Source organism: Faecalibacterium hominis (ex Afrizal et al. 2022) (genome assembly GCF_049545105.1).
Taxonomy (GTDB): Bacteria; Bacillota; Clostridia; order Oscillospirales; family Ruminococcaceae; genus Faecalibacterium; species Faecalibacterium duncaniae.
Map to the genome: position 1 here is coordinate 1862352 of NZ_CP186860.1, position 19984 is coordinate 1882335.

The 19984-nt window shown below is 55.3% G+C and carries 18 protein-coding genes and 1 riboswitch; of the genes, 9 read left to right on the forward strand and 9 right to left on the reverse strand.

Features of this window, described 5'->3' with window-relative positions; all coding sequences use genetic code 11:
• Nucleotides 1–224: 224 nt before the first annotated feature.
• Nucleotides 225–301: riboswitch (cyclic di-GMP riboswitch) on the forward strand.
• Nucleotides 302–502: 201 nt separating this feature from the next.
• Entirely contained in the window at nucleotides 503–2638 is a 2136-nt protein-coding gene (locus tag ACKXGA_RS09090) for a leucine-rich repeat protein (RefSeq protein WP_423729330.1), read from the forward strand.
• Between the two features lie 337 nt (nucleotides 2639–2975).
• On the opposite strand, the gene ACKXGA_RS09095 is transcribed toward ACKXGA_RS09090, so the two are convergent.
• The gene (locus ACKXGA_RS09095; RefSeq protein WP_423729331.1) at nucleotides 2976–3896 is read right to left on the reverse strand and encodes a nucleotidyltransferase family protein; all 921 of its coding nucleotides are present in this window, start codon (nucleotides 3894–3896) and stop codon (nucleotides 2976–2978) included.
• A gap of 162 nt (nucleotides 3897–4058) precedes the next feature.
• Between ACKXGA_RS09095 and ACKXGA_RS09100 the strand changes: the two genes are divergently transcribed.
• The 6 genes from ACKXGA_RS09100 (at nucleotide 4059) to thrS (ending at nucleotide 11720) form a co-directional block, all read left to right on the forward strand.
• Nucleotides 4059–4835, forward strand: coding sequence for an SDR family NAD(P)-dependent oxidoreductase (locus ACKXGA_RS09100; RefSeq protein WP_423729332.1), 777 nt, complete (start codon nucleotides 4059–4061; stop codon nucleotides 4833–4835).
• 68 nt (nucleotides 4836–4903) lie between these two features.
• The gene (locus tag ACKXGA_RS09105; RefSeq protein WP_423729333.1) at nucleotides 4904–5539 is read left to right on the forward strand and encodes an RpiB/LacA/LacB family sugar-phosphate isomerase; all 636 of its coding nucleotides are present in this window, start codon (nucleotides 4904–4906) and stop codon (nucleotides 5537–5539) included.
• A gap of 92 nt (nucleotides 5540–5631) precedes the next feature.
• The gene (locus tag ACKXGA_RS09110) at nucleotides 5632–6042 is read left to right on the forward strand and encodes a DUF1622 domain-containing protein (protein WP_423729334.1); all 411 of its coding nucleotides are present in this window, start codon (nucleotides 5632–5634) and stop codon (nucleotides 6040–6042) included.
• A gap of 252 nt (nucleotides 6043–6294) precedes the next feature.
• Nucleotides 6295–8037: an ammonium transporter gene (locus tag ACKXGA_RS09115; RefSeq protein ID WP_423729335.1), complete on the forward strand. Its 1743-nt coding sequence runs from the start codon at nucleotides 6295–6297 to the stop codon at nucleotides 8035–8037.
• A 244-nt stretch (nucleotides 8038–8281) separates the two neighbouring features.
• Nucleotides 8282–9562, forward strand: a complete 1281-nt coding sequence (locus ACKXGA_RS09120) for a chloride channel protein (protein ID WP_423729336.1) — start codon at nucleotides 8282–8284, stop codon at nucleotides 9560–9562.
• Nucleotides 9563–9929: 367 nt separating this feature from the next.
• Entirely contained in the window at nucleotides 9930–11720 is a 1791-nt protein-coding gene (gene thrS, locus ACKXGA_RS09125; protein WP_423729337.1) for a threonine--tRNA ligase, read from the forward strand.
• A gap of 73 nt (nucleotides 11721–11793) precedes the next feature.
• Here thrS and ACKXGA_RS09130 read toward each other — a convergent pair whose 3' ends face one another.
• Nucleotides 11794–12174, reverse strand: a complete 381-nt coding sequence (locus tag ACKXGA_RS09130; protein ID WP_238077818.1) for a hypothetical protein — start codon at nucleotides 12172–12174, stop codon at nucleotides 11794–11796.
• Between the two features lie 169 nt (nucleotides 12175–12343).
• Between ACKXGA_RS09130 and ACKXGA_RS09135 the strand changes: the two genes are divergently transcribed.
• Nucleotides 12344–12616, forward strand: coding sequence for a type II toxin-antitoxin system RelB/DinJ family antitoxin (locus tag ACKXGA_RS09135; protein ID WP_097773160.1), 273 nt, complete (start codon nucleotides 12344–12346; stop codon nucleotides 12614–12616).
• Nucleotides 12613–12894, forward strand: coding sequence for a type II toxin-antitoxin system YafQ family toxin (locus ACKXGA_RS09140; RefSeq protein ID WP_097773159.1), 282 nt, complete (start codon nucleotides 12613–12615; stop codon nucleotides 12892–12894). Before ACKXGA_RS09135 ends, ACKXGA_RS09140 begins: the two co-directional genes overlap by 4 nt.
• A 52-nt stretch (nucleotides 12895–12946) precedes the next feature.
• Here the strand turns inward: ACKXGA_RS09140 and ACKXGA_RS09145 are convergent, their stop codons facing one another.
• The 7 genes from ACKXGA_RS09145 to ACKXGA_RS09175 all read right to left on the reverse strand — a co-directional run bounded on the left by ACKXGA_RS09145 (nucleotide 12947) and on the right by ACKXGA_RS09175 (nucleotide 19892).
• Entirely contained in the window at nucleotides 12947–13822 is an 876-nt protein-coding gene (locus tag ACKXGA_RS09145) for a hypothetical protein (protein ID WP_005934731.1), read from the reverse strand.
• A gap of 45 nt (nucleotides 13823–13867) precedes the next feature.
• A complete protein-coding gene (locus ACKXGA_RS09150; RefSeq protein ID WP_044946962.1) occupies nucleotides 13868–15490 on the reverse strand; it encodes a recombinase family protein in 1623 nt (540 codons plus the stop codon).
• Nucleotides 15491–15593: 103 nt separating this feature from the next.
• A complete protein-coding gene (locus ACKXGA_RS09155) occupies nucleotides 15594–15779 on the reverse strand; it encodes a hypothetical protein (RefSeq protein WP_009322363.1) in 186 nt (61 codons plus the stop codon).
• A 268-nt stretch (nucleotides 15780–16047) separates the two neighbouring features.
• Nucleotides 16048–17316: a VapE domain-containing protein gene (locus ACKXGA_RS09160; RefSeq protein ID WP_423729338.1), complete on the reverse strand. Its 1269-nt coding sequence runs from the start codon at nucleotides 17314–17316 to the stop codon at nucleotides 16048–16050.
• Nucleotides 17222–18013, reverse strand: a complete 792-nt coding sequence (locus ACKXGA_RS09165) for a CHC2 zinc finger domain-containing protein (RefSeq protein WP_044946967.1) — start codon at nucleotides 18011–18013, stop codon at nucleotides 17222–17224. Before ACKXGA_RS09165 ends, ACKXGA_RS09160 begins: the two co-directional genes overlap by 95 nt.
• A gap of 47 nt (nucleotides 18014–18060) precedes the next feature.
• Nucleotides 18061–19533: a MobQ family relaxase gene (mobQ, locus tag ACKXGA_RS09170; RefSeq protein ID WP_079746603.1), complete on the reverse strand. Its 1473-nt coding sequence runs from the start codon at nucleotides 19531–19533 to the stop codon at nucleotides 18061–18063.
• A 2-nt stretch (nucleotides 19534–19535) separates the two neighbouring features.
• Complete coding sequence (locus ACKXGA_RS09175) at nucleotides 19536–19892, reverse strand: DUF3847 domain-containing protein (protein WP_004848574.1); 357 nt, start codon at nucleotides 19890–19892, stop codon at nucleotides 19536–19538.
• Nucleotides 19893–19984: the final 92 nt, after the last annotated feature.

Sequence of the window (19984 nt, forward strand, 5' to 3'; positions counted from 1 at the left end):
CCCCAAATGCCCCTGACCGGCTTCTTTCGGTCAGGGGCATTTTTCCTGCACTGCATTCTCCATAAAATCAGGCAGATCTTGTGCTGCCGCACGCTTTTGTTTTCGTTATGTTTTCCACATTGTACGCTCCTTTTTTGTACACTCTTCCAAATCTATTTTCGTCATATTGACAAAAAAAAAAAAAGAGTATTTTATCCTGTGCAATATGCTATTCCCGCTAAAAACTGAAGAATCGGCAAACCAGTCGAAAGGCTGCGACGCAAAGCTAAAAGGGCCTGTAATATGGCAGCCAGCCGCACGTTATTCTCTCCGGGTAAGGTAATACGAAACCTTGCACCTCCTTGTGAAGATGCGTCGGCTTCCCTTCAGGAGAGCGAGCGCGCAGCGGGTCTACAAGGGTTCAGAGCGTTGTACCAGCCGTTTGGCCGGTGCGGCGCTTTTTTGTTTTGGCTGAAATAGAGAGAGTTTTTTGGGGAAAATTATGGAAAAGGAGTAAAGAATTATGAAACCCAAGCGTTTGATCAGCTTATTGGTTGCGGTCTGCATGATGATCACCATGCTGCCCCTGTCGGCAGTCACGGCATTTGCAGCAGACACGTCAACTGTACTTACAGCCATCGTTGACGGTTACAAGTATGAGTATAAGGTAAATGCAGACGGTGCTACTGCAACCATCACAGATTTTCGTGGCCCTGTTGATCCAGCGAAAACCCCTGCCCCCTACGACATCCACATACCCTCAGAGTTGGGCGGCTACCCTGTAACCGGTTTGGGAACATATTCATTTTCCGGCTATTTGGATGCTTCTCCCTACCTCCACAACTCGTACCAAATTGGTCGCAACATTCGCTCCGTCGACATTCCACAAGGCGTTACTTCCATCGGCAATCATGCCTTTGAAGAATGCTTTGCTCTGGAGGAGGTCACCATTCCACAAAGCGTTACTTCCATCGGACTAATAGCCTTTGGTGGTTGCTGTAAGCTTACAACGCTTTCGTTAGGTGAGAATGTTGAGACGATCGGCGGGGGTGCCTTTTTTAGATGCTCCAGCCTGAGCAATATCACCATCCCGAAAAAAGTAAAAGTAATTGAATCCGGGTACAGTGGTACACCTTCCTTTTATAGGACCTTTGCCTATTGCTCCAGTCTGAAATACATTATACTCCCTGCTGAATTGACTACTTTCGAAGCCCGTCTGGATGATTGTCCGGCATGTGTCATCTACTACAACAACGACGAGGACCACGCAAAGGATCTGCTTAAAAATAATTATTACCTGCGGGATGCTGTACAGAACGGACACCAGCTTCTTTGCCTCTGCCATGTGACCTTTGATGCCAAGGGCGGCAACCTGACCTACGATAAGGTGCCGGTTTATGAGACCGAAAAAATCACTGAGACCTTGGCAAACAATCTGGAGGAAACCGATCTGGATGCCATCAATCATCCCACCCGTACGGGTTACAATTTCATCGGCTGGTACACCACCCCAGATGGCAAGCCCGAAGATGGCAAGTTTGATGTGAAAGAAACCGCAATTACGAAGGACATCACCCTCTATGCCCGTTGGAAGTTCGACCCCAATGCTCTGGACTGCCACCAGCTGACCGTGACCGGCGGCACTGTTACTGTGAAATACGACGGCAGCGATGTGACCAGCAAGCTGAACAGCAACATTGACGCAGCCACCGGCAAAAAGACCTACTCTGTACCGGACGGCGCAGAGGTGACCGTGACGCTGGACCAGACCGCAGTGCCCAAGGACAAGGTGTTTGACAGCTGGTCTACCGGTGATTTCTCCCTGCCCACAGGTGACTACAAGGCAGAAAGCATCACCTTTACCATGAGCAGTGGTGTGAATGTCTCTGCAAAGTACCGTGATGCCGCCGCTGACGACACCCACGATACCGATACCGCAGTCTGCCACCCGCTGACCGTTACCGGCGGCATTGTTACCGTGAAAAAAGGTGACAAGGATGTGACCGATACCCTGACCGTCACCACTGACGAGACCACCGGCAAAAAGACCTACTCTGTACCGGACGGCGCAACAGTGACCGTGACGCTGGACAAGACCCTGATCCCTGAGGGCATGGTGTTTGACATCTGGTCCACCGGCAAATTCTCTCTGCCGCTGGGTCAGGATTACAAGGCAGAGACCATCACCTTTACCATGAACACCATGAGCAGTGATGTGGATATTGCCGCACAGTACCGCGATGCCACCATTGAAGATGATGGGCCCAATGTGCTGGGCACTGCCGCGATCATTGGTACTGCTGCTGTGGGTACCGCAGTGCTGGGCTATCAGGCCTATTCTCTGGGCGCTGAATTTGCAGGCAAGCTGATGGCTCTGCCCTACTTCCCCAGCAACCGCAGCGCCCTTGCCATGATGCTGTGGGAGGATGCAGGCAAGCCCATGCCCGAATCCGAACTGCTCTACCCCGATGTCGGGCAGGAAGAGCAGGATATGGACCTGCAGCACGCCGCCCGCTGGGCCATGGAAAACGAGCTTATCCCTGACCTGAACGATGAGGGCACGGCTCCGGAAGAGATGAAGTTCTTCCCGGCCAATCCCGTAAGCAAGCTCGATGTGCTGAATGCATGGCAGAAGGCACAGGAGCTCAAGAACAACTAACGCCATCCCCGAATATTCCCAAATATACGTAGAAGCGCCTCATCCTTCACCGGATGGGGCGCTTCTGCGTTGTAATGAGTTAATGAGTCGCAGCGGGTGTGGTCAGCTACTACATCTGCAAGTGGCTTGAGGAACAGTTCAAGGCCGGTAAGCACTAACCCACAGCAAGCAGGAAGCCCCCTTGGTATTCGCAGTACCGAGGGGGCTTCTTGTTGCTTTGGTGGAACCATGGAATGGTTCCGTAGTCTCATCTACAACTTTAGTATATGCACTCCTGCGCAAAAAGTCAAGAGGGCCGCCACAGATTTTGTTTCGCTCCTGCGCCTGTTTCAGCTTATCACGCCCACAGATCCTCGGGGTACAGGCCCTCCTGGGTTTTCTGGGCGATGGCGGCCACCACGGTGGGCTTATCTTCGCGGTAGGTCACACCGTACCACTTATCGGTGCTCTTGAGCACAGTGACTGCCGCCTTGCCCTCATCGATGAGCTCGCTGGCCACAGTGGGCAGGAAATACTCGCATTTGAGGGGGTTCTTGGGCAGATTCTCACGCAGCCAGCCTGCAAAGCGGCGGTCAGCCTCGTTCAGGAAGCTCTTGCCAAAGCCCCACAGGTTCATGCTGACCGGTGCTTCCACCGGCAGGTCATCCGTGCCCTCACCGGTGAGGGAGGTGCAGCGGATGCCGCCCTCATAGGTCTCGATGCCGGTGCGCTCGGTCACGCTGTGCAGGGTGCCGTCCGGGTTCACCACGCAGACACCGCGGGAGACGGTGCCGTTCTCGGAGACGGTATTTTTGAGCAGGTAGCTCACCATGCAGTAATCGTAAACTGCGCCGTCCTGATGGGTGGACAGATACTCATAGATGACCTTGAAGGCCTCGGGGCCGTAGTAATCGTCCGCGTTGATGACGGCGAAGGGACCATCAATGAGGTCTTTTGCGGCCAGCACGGCGTGGCAGGTGCCCCAGGGCTTGACACGGCCCTCGGGGATGGTGAAGCCTGCGGGCAGCTCATCCAGCTGCTGGAAAGCGTATTTCACGTTCATACCCTGAGAGACGCGGTCGCCGATGGCGGCTTTGAAGGCCTCCTCGATCTCGTGCTTGATGACAAAGATCACGGTCTCAAAGCCTGCGCGGTGGGCATCGTACAGGGAGTACTCCACAATGGGCTGACCCTTGGGGCCCACCGGGTCGATCTGCTTCATGCCGCCGTAACGGCTGCCCATGCCGGCAGCCATGACCACCAATACCGGTTTGTTCATTTTTCTTTCCTCCTGCGTCAGTGCGCTATTCTTTGAGTCTATTATACTCCAAATTTTCCCGGGCAACAAGGGATAGCTTTTCCTTGAATTTTTGCATGGATTCTCACCCACTGCCGTGATAGAATAGAGGCAATGGAGTTTCCGCAGAAAAGGAGAATGCTTATGTCAACCAAAACTGTCTGGATCACCGGCGCTTCTTCCGGCATCGGGCGGGAGTTTGCCCGCCGCTATGCCCGGCTGGGCTTCCGGCTCATTCTGACCGCCCGCCGCCGCGACCGGCTGGAGACCCTTGCCGCCGAGCTCCGGGCGAAACACGGCACCCTCTGCCGCATTGTACCCGCCGACCTTGAGCAGGATGCGCAGGTCGCCGCCCTGTGCGAAGCACTGGCAGACGAACGCATCGACCTGTTCATCAACAACGCGGGCTTTGGTGCCTGCGGTGCCTTTTCCGAGACGGACGAGGGCAAGGAGCTTTCCATGCTGCGGGTGAACGTGCTGGCCATGCACCGGCTGTTCAAGTTCACCCTGCGCAAGATGGAAGCACAGGGCTTTGGCACCATCCTGAACGTGGCATCCTCGGCGGGCCTGCTGCCGGGCGGGCCCTATATGGCGGGCTACTACGCCTCCAAGGCATACGTTGTCAGCCTGACCCGCGGCGTGGCCGAGGAGCTGCGGGAGCAGCACAGCCCGGTCTATGTCTGTGCCCTCTGCCCCGGCCCCGTGGACACCGAGTTCAACGACCGTGCCGACGTGGTGTTCGCCCTCAAGGGCATCACCCCGGAGCTCTGCGTGGAGGAAGCCATGCGCGGGATGCTCCGCCGCAAGACCATCATTGTGCCCAGCACCCTGATGCGCCTTGCCACCACGGCCCAGAAGCTCGTTCCCACGCCCCTGCTCATGCCCATCGTGGCCCACCAGCAGAAGAAAAAGCTGGGCTGATGGCTGCTTGACAGCGCACCGCCGCTCATGTATCTTAGAGGTATCCGAAAAAACAGGAGGAATGTTCCATGAAAATTGCACTCATCAACGAAAACAGTCAGGCCACCAAGAACGGCATCATTGAAGCCGCCCTGAAAAAGGTGGTGGAACCCATGGGCCACGAGGTGGTCAACTACGGCATGTACACCGCCGAGGATGCCGCCCAGCTGACCTATGTTCAGTGCGGCATTCTGGCCGCCATCCTGCTGAACAGCGGCGCGGCCGACTACGTCATCACCGGCTGCGGCACCGGCGAGGGTGCCATGCTGGCCCTGAACAGCTTCCCCGGCGTGATCTGCGGCCATGTGGAGGACCCCGTGGACGCTTACACCTTTGCCCACGTCAACGACGGCAACGCCGTTTCCATGCCCTTTGCCAAGGGCTTTGGCTGGGGCGGCGAGCTGAACCTCGAGTACTGCTTCGAGAAGCTGTTCGGCTTTGGCCACGGTCAGGGCTACCCCAAGGAGCGCGTTGTGCCCGAGATGCGGAACAAGGCCATTCTGGATGATGTGCGCGCTGCCACCTTCAAGCCCCTGATCGAGTGCCTGCAGAGCATCGACCAGGATCTGCTCAAGGGAGCCATTGCAGGCGAAAAGTTCAGCGAGCTGTTCTTCGCTTCCTGCAAGGACGAGCAGCTGGCCGCCTACATCAAGACCCTGCTGTAAGCAGAAGCAGCAGGATATCCGGATCCTATCCAAACACATCCTGCTCACCCTGAAAAGGGTGGTTTATGATACGAAACACGAGGAAGTCTAATATGGCATGGTTATACCATTTCAATCAGATCGTCACCCACGGCATGGAGGGGTTTCTGGAGACAGCGGTGCCGATGATCTCCGGGCTGGCTGAGATCATCGGCCTGTTCATCATCGTCACCAGCCTTGTCAAGGCCACCTACCACTATGTGCGGGTCACCTTTTTCCATGGCCAGCACGATTTCCTCCACGAGATGTCCAGCGGCCTGACCACGGCGCTGGAGTTTCTGATGTCGGCGGAGATCGCCAAGACCTTCCTGTTGCAGAATCTGGAATCGGTGGTGCCGCTGGCGGCCACCTTTGCCCTGCGGGCCATGATGAGCCTGATGCTCCACTGGGAGATGGAGGGCGGGCACCGCTCCGGCCGCAAAAAGGAAGAAACGCCCGCCGGTGAGACCAAGAAAAAAGAATGACTTGTAAAGCTTTCCTCTTTTTTCTCGGTTCTGGGTTGTGTAAAACGTAAAAATCGTGCCCCGGCTCTTGACAGTTTTGCACAAAGGGGCTATACTCGTGCCATCGAAAGCAAAGGCGCTGACGGAAGTGATTCCGCCAGCGCCTTTTGTGTTTTCGCTGGATATTGCTCGGGAGGAATAGAGGGCCTCCTGAACAAGGCTCCCGCGCACATTCGGTGCGGGGAGCGCATTACAAACCGGGGAGGTATTATAATGTTCAGTTCCATAAACACCTGTTGGGTGCTGGTTGCGGCATTCCTGGTCTACTTTATGCAGGCCGGTTTTGCGCTGTGTGAGGCGGGCTTTACCCGCGCCAAAAACACCGGCAACATCCTGATGAAAAACATGATGGACTTCTGCATCGGCACACCGTGCTACTGGGTCATCGGCTTCGGCCTGATGTTCGGCGGCACAAGCGCGCTGATCGGCGGGTTCGATCCGTTCATTCAGGGCGATTACAGCCACCTGGGGCTTGATATCCCGCTGTGGGTGTACATCGTGTTCCAGACCGTGTTCTGTGCCACGGCAGCCACTATCGTGTCCGGCTCCATGGCCGAGCGCACCAACTTCAAGGCTTACTGCGTTTATTCCGCTGCCATTTCGCTGGTGGTCTACCCCATCTGCGGCCACTGGATGTGGGGCGGCGGTTGGCTGCAGAGCATGGGCTTCCATGATTTTGCCGGTTCCGCAGCCGTTCACAATGTGGGCGGCGTGATCGCCCTGCTGGGTGCCGCAATGCTCGGCCCCCGCATCGGCAAATACGATAAGGACGGCAACCCCCACGCCATTCCCGGCCACAACCTGACCGCCGGTGCGCTGGGCGTGTTCATCCTGTGGTTCTGCTGGTTTGGCTTCAACGGCGGCTCTTCCCTGAGCCTTGCCACCGATGAGGCCATGACCCTGACGGGCCTTGTCTGCTTCAACACCAACCTGGCCGCTGCCGTTGCCACCTGCGTGACCATGATCTTCACCTGGCTGCGCTACGGCAAGCCCGATGTCTCCATGACCCTGAACGGCTCTCTGGCCGGTCTGGTCGCCATCACCGCAGGCTGCGACGCGGTCTCTCCCTTCGGTGCCTTCATCATCGGCTTCGTGGCCGGTGTCCTCGTTGTCCTGAGCGTTGAATTCTTTGATAAGATTGCAAAGATCGATGACCCCGTGGGTGCTGTCTCCGTTCACTTTGCAAACGGCGTGTGGGGCACCATTGCCGTGGGCCTGTTCTCCAACGGCGGCGACGGCGTGGGCAAGGGCCTGTTCTACGGCGGCGGCTTTGCACAGCTGGGCACCCAGCTGCTGGGCCTTATCACCGTTGATGTGTACGTTGTGGTCGTGATGTTCATCATCTTCAAGATCATCGACAAAACCATCGGCCTGCGCGTCCCCGCTGAGGTGGAGATCGACGGCCTGGATATCCACGAGCACGGCCTGGCTTCCGCTTACGCCGGTTTCTCCATCTCCGATGCCAACGCCGCTGCCATGGTGCCCAACGAGAACACCGATCTGGGCGAGGATGATGCCTCCAAGGCAAGCGCCGTGCAGATGAACGCTGCCGTGCCTGTGGTTAAGGAGCCTGCCGTCATCCACGATGGCATCTACGACACCGGGATGCACAAGGTGTCCATCATTGCAAAGCTCTCCAAGTTCGATCAGCTCAAGACCGCGCTGAACGATCTGGGTGTGACCGGCATGACCGTGACCCAGGTGATGGGCTGCGGCATCCAGAAGGGCACCACCGAGAAATACCGCGGCGTGCCTGTGGACAGCACCCTGCTGCCCAAGATCAAGGTCGAGGTCATTGTTTCCAAGATCAGCGTGGACGCTGTGGTGGATGCCGCCAAGAAGGCCCTGTACACCGGCCACATCGGCGATGGCAAGATCTTTGTCTACAACGTGACCCGCGTGGTCAAGATCCGCACCGGCGAAGAGGACTTCGCCGCCCTGCAGGATGTGGAGTAACGCTCCGCACAATTTCACCCGCTGTCCCGCTTTGAAAGCGTGACGATATTTGTTCTCCTTGTTCTCCTTTTCCTTTTTCTGAAATCCATTTGGCAGAACCCCTGCTTCCTCCGCACAAGGAAGCAGGGGTTTGTCGTTGTCACCACGATGTGAGCCCCCCTGCAATGGTTCCGGGTTGACATCCCCGTGCGGGCGTGTTATTTTGGAGTGTAAAATTTTCAGTTTTTTTGTATCAGGAGTTTCTATGAGCAACTTGAATGATTTTAACCGCGAGGCCAAAGCCGCCCTGTGGGTGGTCCTGCAATGGCTGCTGCTGGCCGTGCCCACGGGTCTGGTCTGCGGCGCAGTCGGCACAGCGTTCCACCTGAGCGTGGAGTACGTCACCGAGCTGCGGGCCACGCAGAGCTGGCTGCTGCTCTGCCTGCCGCTGGCGGGCCTTGCCATCGTGGCACTCTACAAGGTCACAAAGTGCGAAGGCGTGGGCACCAACAATGTCATCCGCGCCGTGCAGAGCGGCGAGCCGGTCAGCCTGCTGCTGGTGCCCGCCATCTTTCTGGGCACGGTGCTCACCCACCTGTGCGGCGGTTCTGCCGGCCGCGAGGGTGCCGCTTTGCAGATGGGCGGCAGCATCGGCTGGAACGTGGGCAAACTGCTCCATCTGAGCGATTACGTCCGCCGCACCGCCACCATCAGCGGCATGGCAGCGTTCTTCTCCGCCCTGTTCGGCACCCCGCTGACCGCTGCCCTCTTCGCCATGATGGTGGAGGACGTGGGGCTGACGTTCACTTCGGCCTTTATGCCCGCGTTCACTTCGGCCCTCATTGCTTACGGCGTATCCCTGTTCTTCGGGATCGCCCCGACCAATTTTGTGCTCAATTCCATCCCGCACCTGACGCTGGAAACCGCGCTTCAGACCGCCCTGCTGGGCATTGCCTGTGCCGCCGTGACCCGGCTGTTCTGCTGGACGCTTCACACCCTGGAACACGGGATCCCCAAACGGATCCCGAATCCCTGGCTCCGGGCTTTTGCGGGCGGTGCAGCCGTGGTAGCGTTCTCGTATCTGTTCGGTGTCGGGCGGTACAACGGGGCCGGAATGGCCGTCATTGCCGATGCCGTGGAGCAGGGCGCCGCGCTGCCCTGGGATTTTCTGTGCAAGATCTTCCTGACCGCCCTGACCCTGGCAGTAGGCTTCAAAGGCGGCGAGGTGGTGCCCAGCTTCTTCATCGGTGCCACCTTTGGCTGTGTGGCTGGCCCCCTGCTGGGCCTGCCCGCCGGGTTTGCCGGTGCCATCGGTCTGGTCTGCGTGTTCTGCGGAGCCACAAACGCCCTGATCCCCTCCATCCTGCTGGGATTCGAGCTGTTTGGCGGGCAGGGGCTGGAGCTTATTGCGCTGGGCTGCGGCGTGTGCTACATGCTCTCGGGCCACCACGGCCTCTACAGCAGCCAGACCTTTGTCACCAACAAGCTGCGGCCGGAGTACGCCTCCCACAAGTGGCGGATCAAGCTGAAGAAAAAAGAAGAATGATTTTTCGCAGATTTTCGCCGCGGAGAGCTTGATTTTTTGCCGCCATCGTGCTACAATCAGCGTAGTTTCATCCTGACCAAAGCGATGATGCGGACAAACCGAAGCTCGTTCCCCATGACGCAGAGAGGGCTGCCCCGGATGCCGGGTGCTGCAAGCAGCCTGCCGTGCATCGGGCTTCTACCACCGCAGAGCGCAGAGGAGAACCTCTGCCGGGTGCGCCCGTTACAGCACAGCGAGTGGCGTGTTTTCAAGGGCACGCAATTCGGGTGGAACCGTGGAACGCGTGAAATCTTCAGGCGCTTCATCCCGTAAATTTGAGCGGGATGGAGCGCTTTTTGTTTTAACTTTCATCAAAAGGAGAACCACTATGAAGATCATCTACAAAGACGGCCATGTGGACGAGTGCCCGCTGGACCAGGAACTGCATGTTATCCGCCACACCGCTGCTCACATCATGGCGCAGGCCATCAAGCGCCTGTACCCCGAGGCTGACTTCGCCTTTGGCCCTGCCACCGAGAACGGCTTCTACTACGATGTCGATCTGGGCGACACCAAGCTCACCGATGACGATCTGGCCAACATCGAAAAAGAGATGCGCAAGATCTGCAAGGAAAATCTGGCCATCAAGCCCTTCATCCTGCCCCGTGACGAGGCTGTGAAGCTGATGGAGGAGCGCCAGGAGCACTACAAGATCGAGCACATGGCTGATCTGGCCGACGAGACCGAGTTCAGCTTCTTCCAGCAGGGCGAGTACGTTGACATGTGCATCGGACCCCACCTGACCTACACCAAGGCGCTGAAGGCCTTCAAGATCACCCAGCAGTCCGGCGCATACTGGAAGAACGACAAGGAAAACAAGATGCTGACCCGTATCAACGGTGTGGCATTCCACAACCAGGAAGAGTTGGAAGCCTGGGAGAAGGAGCAGCAGGAGGCCCGTGAGCGCGATCACCGCAAGATCGGCAAGGAGATGGGCCTATTTATGACCGACGACCTGGTGGGCCGCGGCCTGCCCATGTTCCTGCCCGCAGGCTACACCGTCTGGCAGGAGCTGGAGAACTATATCAAGGAGAAGGAGCGTGCACGCGGCTACCTGCACGTGATGACCCCCTGCATCGGCACCGTGAACCTGTACAAGACCTCCGGCCACTGGGATCACTACCGCGAGAACATGTTCCCTGCCATGGAGATGGAGGGTGAAAGCTATGTCCTGCGCCCGATGAACTGCCCCCACCACATGATGATCTACGCAAATCGTCCCCACTCTTACCGTGACCTGCCCATGCGCATCGGTGAGATCGCACACGATTTCCGCTACGAGTCCTCCGGCACCCTGAAGGGCATTGAGCGCGGCCGCCACTTCTGCCAGAACGATGCCCACCTGTTCTGCACTCCGGAGCAGATCAAGAGCGAGGTCGCCGATGTCTGCAACCTGATCTTCGAGACCTACAAGGATTTCAAGATCACCGATTACCGCTGCGTTCTGTCCCTGCGCGACCCTGCCGACAAGAAGAAGTACCACGACGACGATGCCATGTGGAACCACGCCGAAAACGCTCTGCGCGAGGTGCTGACCGAGCTGGGCATCCACTTCACCGAGGAGATCGGCGAGGCCGCCTTCTACGGCCCCAAGCTGGACGTGAACGTCAAGCCCGCCGTGGGTGCTGAGTATACTCTGTCCACCTGCCAGCTGGACTTCTGCCTGCCCGCGAAGTTCCACCTGACCTATGTGGACAAGGACGGTTCCGAAAAGACCCCCGTTGTTCTGCACCGTGCGATCCTGGGCTCCCTGGACCGCTTCATGGCCTACCTGATCGAGGAGACCAAGGGCAAGTTCCCCACCTGGCTGGCACCTGTTCAGGTCAAGGTCCTGCCCGTTTCCGAAAAGACCCTCGAGTATGCGGAGAGCATCACCGAGAAGCTGGTGGAGGCCGGTGTCCGCGTGGCTCTGGACGATGACAACCAGAAGATCGGCTACAAGATCCGTGCCGCACAGCAGGTGGACCGTGTGCCCTACATGCTGGTTCTGGGTGCAAAGGAAGCCGAGGCCGGCAACCTCTCTGTCCGTGACCGCAAGGGCGAGACCACCACGATGGAAGTGGATGAATTCATCGCAAAGGTCACCGAGGAGATCAAGACCCGCGCATATAACAACTGATTTCGCCTGAAATAAACAGCAAGCGCCGCGTTCCCAAACCGGGAGCGCGGCGCTGGTTTTATAATATCCTGTTTCAAACCCCGCTGCTGCCACGGGAGCTGATGCTCATAGGCGGCACCCCGCTGAACACCGCCTGACCATTTACGGTGTTCTGGGTCATGCCGATAATATCCAGCAGCTGACTTTCACTGTACGTCGTCGGATAGTGGAGAATCGTTTCATTCTGGCAGATGCATTTTCCTGCCGCCGTTTCAACTGCGCCTGCACGTTCCAGCTTTGCCAGAATTTTTCCCAACTGTTTACGATCCAGCCGGGTTCCCTTTTCTGTCAACGCCGCAGAGAGCTGCTGCGCTGTCAGTGGCTTTTCCCGCACCAGCAGCGCCAGCGCCAGTTCGGACGGGGCCAGGTGGTACAGTGCCAGACCTTTTCTCAGCCAGATGCCTTTTTGTTTCATTTCGCAGCCCTCCTTTTATGATTCTGGCCTAAGTATATCATATTCTCCTGTTTTTGCAAGAATCGAACAGTTGATTTTTGCCTTTCCGAATTTTTGTGTTAATTTTTCGTGCAATGCATTGATTTTTTCGTGCAATGCATTATAATTCAATTGAAAGGAGTTGATTTTTATGGCAACCACGAATATCAGCATCCGGATGGATTCCGACCTGAAAGCACAGGCAGAAGCCCTGTTTGCAGAGCTGGGCATGAATCTTTCCACCGCATTCAACGTCTTTGTCCGTCAGTCTCTGCGTGACGGCGGCATTCCCTTTGAGATCAAGATGGATCAGCCCAACAAGGAAACCATGGCCGCCATGTTGGAAGCGGAACGCATTGCAAAAGACCCGAATGTAAAGCACTATTCTGATGTAGAAGAGGCTCTTCGGGAGTTGAAGCGATGAACCGCGATATCGTCTGGACGAACCAATTCAAGAAGGACTACAAACTTGCTCAAAAACGGCATCTCGACATTGATCTTCTGGATAATATCATCCGCACCTTATCACATGGGGAACCGCTCCCAGAGAAAAACAGAGACCACGCTTTGACCGGCGATTGGATCGGCCATCGCGAATGCCACATCCAGCCAGACTGGCTGCTCATCTACCGCATCGAAGACAATGTGCTCGTTTTGACTTTGGCCCGCACCGGCAGCCACAGCGATTTATTCAACAAATAATGCGAAACAAACAGCGCCGCTTTCCCATGACCGGGAGAGCGGCGCTGTTCGTTTACTGATTTTTTCGGTCTGCCCACGCACGGACGGCGGAGTAGAGGGCGGCGAAGACAAGCCCGGCCACGGCCCAGATGATCCAGCTCTTTTCCCAGTTGTTGTTCCAGAAGCTGACAGCGAGGTACACCGCCGTTACAAGACACCAGTAGGCCCCGGCAAACCAACCGACGCGGCGGTTCGTCCACTTTTCGCGGACGGTGTATTCCCCCGTTTGCAGCAGCTTATCAAAGCTGCCCTGGGTCATCCCGGCCCGGATGAACAACTGTACTGCACCGGCCACAATGGCCAGCAGCAGGCCGACTGCGGCAGCGACCCAGAAGTCTGGTACTCCCAGCATGGCCGTACCCAGGATCGGCACCACGGCCAGCACACAGAGCACCACGCCCTGGGTCATGCTGCGGCGGTAGGTGGGCGCATACTCCTGTTTCTGCCGCTCCACGATGCCCTCCACACCATAGGCAAGGGCGATCTGCTCTTTTTCCAGATATTCAAACGCTTCCAGCCGGATGGCGGCGGGCAGGATGAGCAGCAGCCCCAGCGCGACGAAGAGCAGCAGGAAGATGACACCGAGCCCTGTCATCCGCTCTTCGCTGGGTGTACCATCGCTCCATGCGCCCAGAACAAGCAGCGTGATGGGGCTGAGGATGCACAAGCTCACACCCGCCGCCATCTTCCCATGCACGGCCTGCACCGTGCTGAGATATGCGTTTGCCTCGTCAAATGAGACGGTGCGGCAGGGTTCCGTCACCCGCTCTTCCTTCGGCAGCGGGGCCGTGGCATCGGGCTGTTCCAGCTCATCTTTTAATAAGTAGTCGGTGCTCACTTCAAACAGAGCACTCAGCTTCAGTATTTTATCCAAGTCGGGGATGGACATTCCCGTTTCCCTTAATTAAAGATATTGTTGGGTAAAAAAGAAAGGTCAGTCGATTTTGCCGATGAAGCGGTAGTAGATTTCTACTTCCTGCTCACGGCTTCCGTCCTCGCCCTTGACAGCTTCGTGGACGGTTATTTTTTCAATTAGAGTGTTCAGAAGTTCGGCGGTCAGCTCCGTAGGGTTGACATACTGCTTCATCAGTCCTACCCACTTTTCAGCGTCAACGGCGGTCTGCGCAGCGGCTTCCATTGCTTCGTGAAGCTGCTGGATTTTCTCGTCCAGCTCCTTTTGTTCGCCCTGATACTTCTCGGACAGCATATTGAAGTTGTACTCTGTAATGCGTCCGGCAGACCAGTCCTCGTACATCTTGGCAAACAGCCCGTCAACCTCTGCTTTGCGCTTCTCGGCTTTTTTCAGTTCGGATGCCTGTTTCTTCCTCGCAGAACTGCGTTCCTTATCGCTGGCATTGAGCAGCCGTTTCAGCAGCTTGTCCTCGTCTTTCTGTGCCAGCATAGACCAGTATTGCAGTCTTGCAAGCACATAGGCATACAGTACATCATAGCGAATATAGTGCATGGAACACTGGCGTAATCCCTGTCCGTACTTACTGCAATGGTAGTGTGCATAGGGATTTTTGTTCTGGCTGTTTACACCATAAGCCAATGACCATCCGCAGTCCGCACATTTTACCAGCCCGGAAAATATCTGCGTTGTGCCATTCTTCTGTCGTCTGCGTCTGCTTGCAATCAGCTCCTGAACTTTTTGGAACACTTCTTCGGAAATGATGGCTTCGTGGGTATTTTCCACACGATACCATTCTTCCTGCGGCTTCCGCACCTTTTTCTTGTTCTTGAATGAAATGTTGCTCTGCTTGTTGTGAACACTGTGGCCGATGTAGGTTTCCTCTTTCAAAATGCTCTTGACCTGTGCTATCGTCCACGCATAGGCTTTTTCTGCGGGCGCACCGGCGTAGATATTGGCGAAAGTCCCATATCTTTCATAGTTCAGCCAGCCGGGGGTAGGTACTTTTTCTTCCACCAAAATCCGTGTGATACTGGCCGCTCCTCTGCCATGAACGGCAAGGTCAAAGATCTTTTCGATAATCCACCTTGTTTCCGTGTCAACCAGAAGATGCCCTGTCTTATCCGGGTCTTTGATATAACCCAGCGGGGCGTAGGCTCCGTAGTGTGCGCCGTTTGCAAACCGTGTCCGCATAGCTGCCTTGACCTTTTTGCTGGTCTGGCGGGCGTGCATCTCGTTCAGAATATTCAGGAATGGGGCAAGTTCGCTTTCTCCGTTGAGGGTGTCCACATTGTCGTTGATCGCAATGTAGCGGACGCCTTTGCTTGGGAAGTAGATTTCTGTGTATTGGCCGGTCAGAATGTAGTTTCTGCCTAAGCGGGATAAGTCCTTTGTCACAACGCAGTTGATTTTCCCGTCCTCAATGTCGTCGATCATCCGCTGGAAGCTCGGCCTGTCGAAGTTCGTGCCGCTCCATCCATCGTCGATATACTCGTCTACTACGGTCAATCCATGCTCGGCGGCGTACTGCCGAAGCATCATGCGCTGTGTCTGGATGCTGCCGCTTTCGCCTTGCAGCTCATCGTCACGGCTCAATCTCAAATAAAGTGCGGTGTTATAAATCGTTGTATTGTATGGTTGTTTCATCAAAAATCCTCCTTAAAAAGAAACAACCCACGCTTATACAATACTCGCTGGTACAAGTATATCATAAGCGTGGGCTGATTGACAGTCACAAATCTATCTTTTTTCAGGAAGCAGCGGCGGCGTGCTGGATTACATCTTCCAGCAGGCTGTTCAGCGGCTTCCCGTTCTCTGCAAAATGCTCCGATACTTTGATACGGATTTTCCCCATGACAAAATACTGGGTGCCGTCCGCAGCGGTAAGCATCGTGCCGCTGTTGTTGGTGTTATTTTCGCTCTTGGCTTTTACCATAGGCATTTACCTCCATAAATGAAATATGCCCGACAAGGCAATGTCAGGCTGGTGTGGCGCAGGCTGTTCCAATGTCAACCAAACCGTGTCAACCGGCACAAAAGACTTTGAAAACAATCCGCAGGCGCTCTATTATTCTATTTTACTTTTTCTTTGATTTCTTGGTTGACATGGTTGACAAAGGGGAGAAGTGCCTGAAATATCAGGTTTTTTCCTGTCAACCGGCTGTCAACCGAAACGTCAACCAAACTGTCAACCGGCGGCTTTTTCAGAATGGAAGCTCCATCTGCCGGGCTTCTTCCTCCGTGATCTCCCGAAAACCGTCCTTGTCTGCTGGGGGCTGGTTGACACGCTCCCAGCCTTTTTGTGAACCGTATTTCTTATATCTCTTAGGGCTTTTGTAGGCTGTCCAGCCCTGTATGCTGCCGTTTGCAATGCCGGTATTCATAATCTCGCAGATTGCCCGTGTTTCCCACTCTGCCGGGGGATTGCTGTTCCCCAACGCTTCCTCGTAAAGCTGTTTGGAACATACCCTGTCGCCGGTGTAGTCCTCCAAATAGGCGTAGATCATACCGGCCTGCGTGTCCTCCTGCATAAAATCCTGCTGGTGGGCTTTTAAGTATGCGTTCATTTCTGCGCTGAATGACAGCTTATATTTCCCGCTGCGGTAGATCGTCATGGCTTCCGCCCACATCTGGCTGATATACGCCCTCGCCGCCGCTTCATCGTCCAGTATGTGAACCTCCGCCCGTTCCGGGTACACGGTCACGGGGATAAAGCGCCGGTTGCCGGTGCGGTCACGGGGAAGAAAGTCCTGCCGGTTGGTGGTTCCGCCAAACACGCATTGACGAAGCCGGTCTGCCGGATGGGTTTCATACGGTACTTTGTAGGTTTCTTTCTGGCGGCTTAAAAACGACTTGATTTCCTCAATGCTTCTGGCGTTGGCGGTGGCGATCATCTCCGACATTTCCATAATCCAATGCCCTTGCAGCTTTCGGTACACGTTTTCATCGTCCAGCTTCTTTAGGTCGTCTGAAAACCATTCGTCCCTGACTGCCAGAAGCCGGAAAAAGGTGGATTTTCCGGCTCCCTGACCGCCTACCAGACAGAGCATGACTTCAAACTTGCTCCCCGGCTGAAATACCCGCCGGATGGCTCCCATCATAAACAGCTTCAGGGCTTCAAAGGTGTACTCGTCCGTATCTGCTCCCAGAAAGTGATGCAGAGCATAGCGGATGCGCTCGGTTCCGTCCCATTGCAGGCTGTTCAGGTAATCCCTGACCGGATGGTAGCGGTTTTCATTGGCAACAATCTTGATGGCGCTCTGCACCTTTTTCTCGCTGGTAAGCCCGTAGTTTTCTTCCAGATACAAAAGCAGGTAGTTCATGTCCATGTCGGTCAGAGTGGTACTGGTGCGCTCCCAGCCCAACGGCTTCACAATGTCAATCTGCTCCGTCAAAAGGTTCAGGCGCAGCGCCCCACGAAACAGCGGGTCGCGCTGGAACACCGTCAGGCAGTTTCGGATGCTGTTCTTCACGCCGCCTTTCTGCGTCCCCTCTAACGTCTCCCGGATTTCTGCCGGTGTCTGCGCTGGCTCTATTGTATCCATCGTCCTTTTGACCGCTTCCTGCGTTTCCGGCGGCAAGCTCTGAAATTCGCTGTTCAAGCCGCAGCACCTCCTTTCCCTGTGCGGCGATCAATGCCGCTTTTTCTTCTATTTCTCCGTATAACAAAATATCCAAAAGGTATTCTGTGTAGCTTATCCTCTGCAACGCTTCCACAAAAAGAGGATGCCAGATGGCATCCTGCGGCTGTGGGGCGTATGCTGTTTTCCAATGCTCCAGCAGGCGCAGATAATCGCATAGCACCCGGAAACAATACCGTTCCGTTTCCTGAAATCTCTGCTCCGCTGATTTTTGTCGGGGCTGTGACCTGTTGTGACGCTTCCTATCTGGTGGCGCATTGCCGGATTTCTCATAGGAAACGCCGAAGTCCTCCGCAAGCCTGACCGCAGCTTCCCGCTTCCCCAATCCATGCAGCAAAGCGGCAAAGTCGATCACATCCCCGGAAGCCCCGCAGCCGAAGCAATAAAAGCGGCTGTCCACTTTCATGCTGGGCGTGCGGTCATTGTGGAATGGACAGCAGACCATGCCGTTTCTCCCCACCCGGATTCCATAGAATGAAGCAGCCTGCCGGGTGGTAACAGACTGTTTCACCGCTTCAAATACATTCAAATGCTCCCTCCATAAAAATACCGATAGCGGTAAAGCTGCCGGTTATATCATAGCTCCATCTCATGTTTCTTTCTCTGTACTTCCTGTGGCTGCTCCCTCCGGCGCAGTGCGGTATCTACGGCGTTCTGCACCTGCCGCAGCCGTATGACTTCCTCCCGGAGTGGCTTGTGCTGCGGAGACAGTTCGGCATACTCTGTTTTTAACTGTGCATATTCCTGTTTCCATGCTTTCAGGGCAATAGGTTTTCCGTCCAGTTTTTCTTTCAGAATACGGCGGGCGGCATAAAACAGCCGTAACTCCGCATCGTGGGATGTTTCAAATTTCTCCCTCTGTTTCTTAAACTTGATATTGTTCAATTCCGTATGGACAGGTTTTAGCCGCTGGTAATTCTCGCCCTCCCGTATCAATTCCTGCAATTCCTTTATCCGGGCAGATTTCTTTTTCATGGAGCCGCTTAATGCTTCAAATTCTTCACTGACAGAGGAAAGACGCTCCTGCAAATCCTCTAATGTGAGCAGCTTGTTTTCCGTCAGATAATTGACGGCTTCGGCAAACTGCTTTAAGTTTCCGGTTCTGGCTTTATTGCTCCATGCCCCTGCGTTGCGCTGGTTGTAATAAGCGATCAGTAGGTCGGCAAGGCTCGGTGTCTGCGGTTTGGAAAGTTCTTCTTTTACCTCTGCCATCCAGACAAACAGGGCTTTGATCTTCTTCCTCACATCCTGCATGAGCCGGTTGGTGGCTTTAATCCAGCGGTTCAGTTCCCCTTTCTCGGTGCGGATGCCCTTTGCTTCCATCTGCCGGACATTAGCTCCCTCGTGGACAGTAGGTATCAGGTCAAGCCCCTGCCGCACATAGGAACGGTGGTCGATACGCACATCCAGCCCTTTTTCCTCAAATTTTGTATTAACGGCAGCCGCCCACTGCTCCCGCCAGTGTTCCAGCGTTTCCGGCTCATGCCAGTCTGTTGTATGGACAGCGTTAAACATATAATCGCCATTTTTATCCCGGATTCGGTTTCCATCTTCATCAAGAAGATATTCCCGCCGCTGTTTTTGTCCCCATGTGCCATCCGGGTTCAAAGGGCGCATGGTTGTCATCACATGGAAATGCGGGTTAGGGATGCCGCCGTCCTCTTTCTCCGGGCTGTGAAAAGCAAGGTCGGCAATCATGCCTTTTGCCACAAACTGCTCCTGTACGAACTTCCTCGCCAGCTCCATGTTTTCTTCCAGCGTCAATTCATTCTGCATGGCAATGTCAAAGGAATAGGCAAGCTGTGCTTTTGGATGTTTCTCGCAGCTCTCCACAGCATTCCAGAGGGTCGCCCGGTCAAGATATATTTCCGGCGCATGGGGCGGCAGCATGATTTCCGAAGCGATCACGCCTCCCTTTTTGGTGTAATCGCTGACTTCTCCATAGTAGCTGCTGTAAAGACGCTCCCCGGCTCGGTAGGCTGCGCTGGCAATGGCGCTCTGACCGGCGCTGCGCTTTATCTGTGCGATTGAAAAATGATAAAGTGCTATCCTTAGTCACCGCCTTTCTCCTGCCCGGAAATACGGGCGTGGTTCTCTGCGGCAGACCGGATGAAATGCTCCGCCTGCGGCAGATTCAAAATGTTTTCCATGAGGGAATAAAATTCCGCTTCGGATAGCTCCTTTGTCTGTAGTGCAATGCTCTCAACGGCTGCCCCACGGGTAATCAGCCGGTGCGTCCTCTGTTTCCGGGAACCGCTTTCCAGATACGCCTGCCGGTTTTTCAAACGCTGCATTTTCCGTTTTTCCCGTTCCAGCAGGACAGTGTTTTTTTCATATTCCTGCTTCAACTGTTCCAAAGATTTTTCCGTGTTCTCACATCCTTTGCTTATAAGATAAAGAAAGACCATCCGCAGACAGTCCGTGTGTCAGTGCTTCTATAAAACCCGATGAAAAGGGAAAAACGCAAAGCGGATTTCTCTTTTTGGCGGGTACACAGGGG

Excerpts from the sequence above, each read along its gene's own strand:
- ACKXGA_RS09140 (WP_097773159.1), top strand. The coding sequence starts at position 12,613 with ATGAACCGCGATATCGTCTGGACGAACCAATTCAAGAAGGACTACAAA.
- ACKXGA_RS09130 (WP_238077818.1), bottom strand. The coding sequence starts at position 12,174 with ATGAAACAAAAAGGCATCTGGCTGAGAAAAGGTCTGGCACTGTACCAC.
- ACKXGA_RS09135 (WP_097773160.1), top strand. The coding sequence starts at position 12,344 with ATGGCAACCACGAATATCAGCATCCGGATGGATTCCGACCTGAAAGCA.
- ACKXGA_RS09120 (WP_423729336.1), top strand. The coding sequence starts at position 8,282 with ATGAGCAACTTGAATGATTTTAACCGCGAGGCCAAAGCCGCCCTGTGG.
- ACKXGA_RS09175 (WP_004848574.1), bottom strand. The coding sequence starts at position 19,892 with ATGGTCTTTCTTTATCTTATAAGCAAAGGATGTGAGAACACGGAAAAA.
- ACKXGA_RS09095 (WP_423729331.1), bottom strand. The coding sequence starts at position 3,896 with ATGAACAAACCGGTATTGGTGGTCATGGCTGCCGGCATGGGCAGCCGT.
- ACKXGA_RS09115 (WP_423729335.1), top strand. The coding sequence starts at position 6,295 with ATGTTCAGTTCCATAAACACCTGTTGGGTGCTGGTTGCGGCATTCCTG.
- ACKXGA_RS09090 (WP_423729330.1), top strand. The coding sequence starts at position 503 with ATGAAACCCAAGCGTTTGATCAGCTTATTGGTTGCGGTCTGCATGATG.
- thrS (WP_423729337.1), top strand. The coding sequence starts at position 9,930 with ATGAAGATCATCTACAAAGACGGCCATGTGGACGAGTGCCCGCTGGAC.
- ACKXGA_RS09105 (WP_423729333.1), top strand. The coding sequence starts at position 4,904 with ATGAAAATTGCACTCATCAACGAAAACAGTCAGGCCACCAAGAACGGC.
- ACKXGA_RS09145 (WP_005934731.1), bottom strand. The coding sequence starts at position 13,822 with ATGTCCATCCCCGACTTGGATAAAATACTGAAGCTGAGTGCTCTGTTT.
- ACKXGA_RS09155 (WP_009322363.1), bottom strand. The coding sequence starts at position 15,779 with ATGGTAAAAGCCAAGAGCGAAAATAACACCAACAACAGCGGCACGATG.
- ACKXGA_RS09150 (WP_044946962.1), bottom strand. The coding sequence starts at position 15,490 with ATGAAACAACCATACAATACAACGATTTATAACACCGCACTTTATTTG.
- ACKXGA_RS09100 (WP_423729332.1), top strand. The coding sequence starts at position 4,059 with ATGTCAACCAAAACTGTCTGGATCACCGGCGCTTCTTCCGGCATCGGG.
- ACKXGA_RS09110 (WP_423729334.1), top strand. The coding sequence starts at position 5,632 with ATGGCATGGTTATACCATTTCAATCAGATCGTCACCCACGGCATGGAG.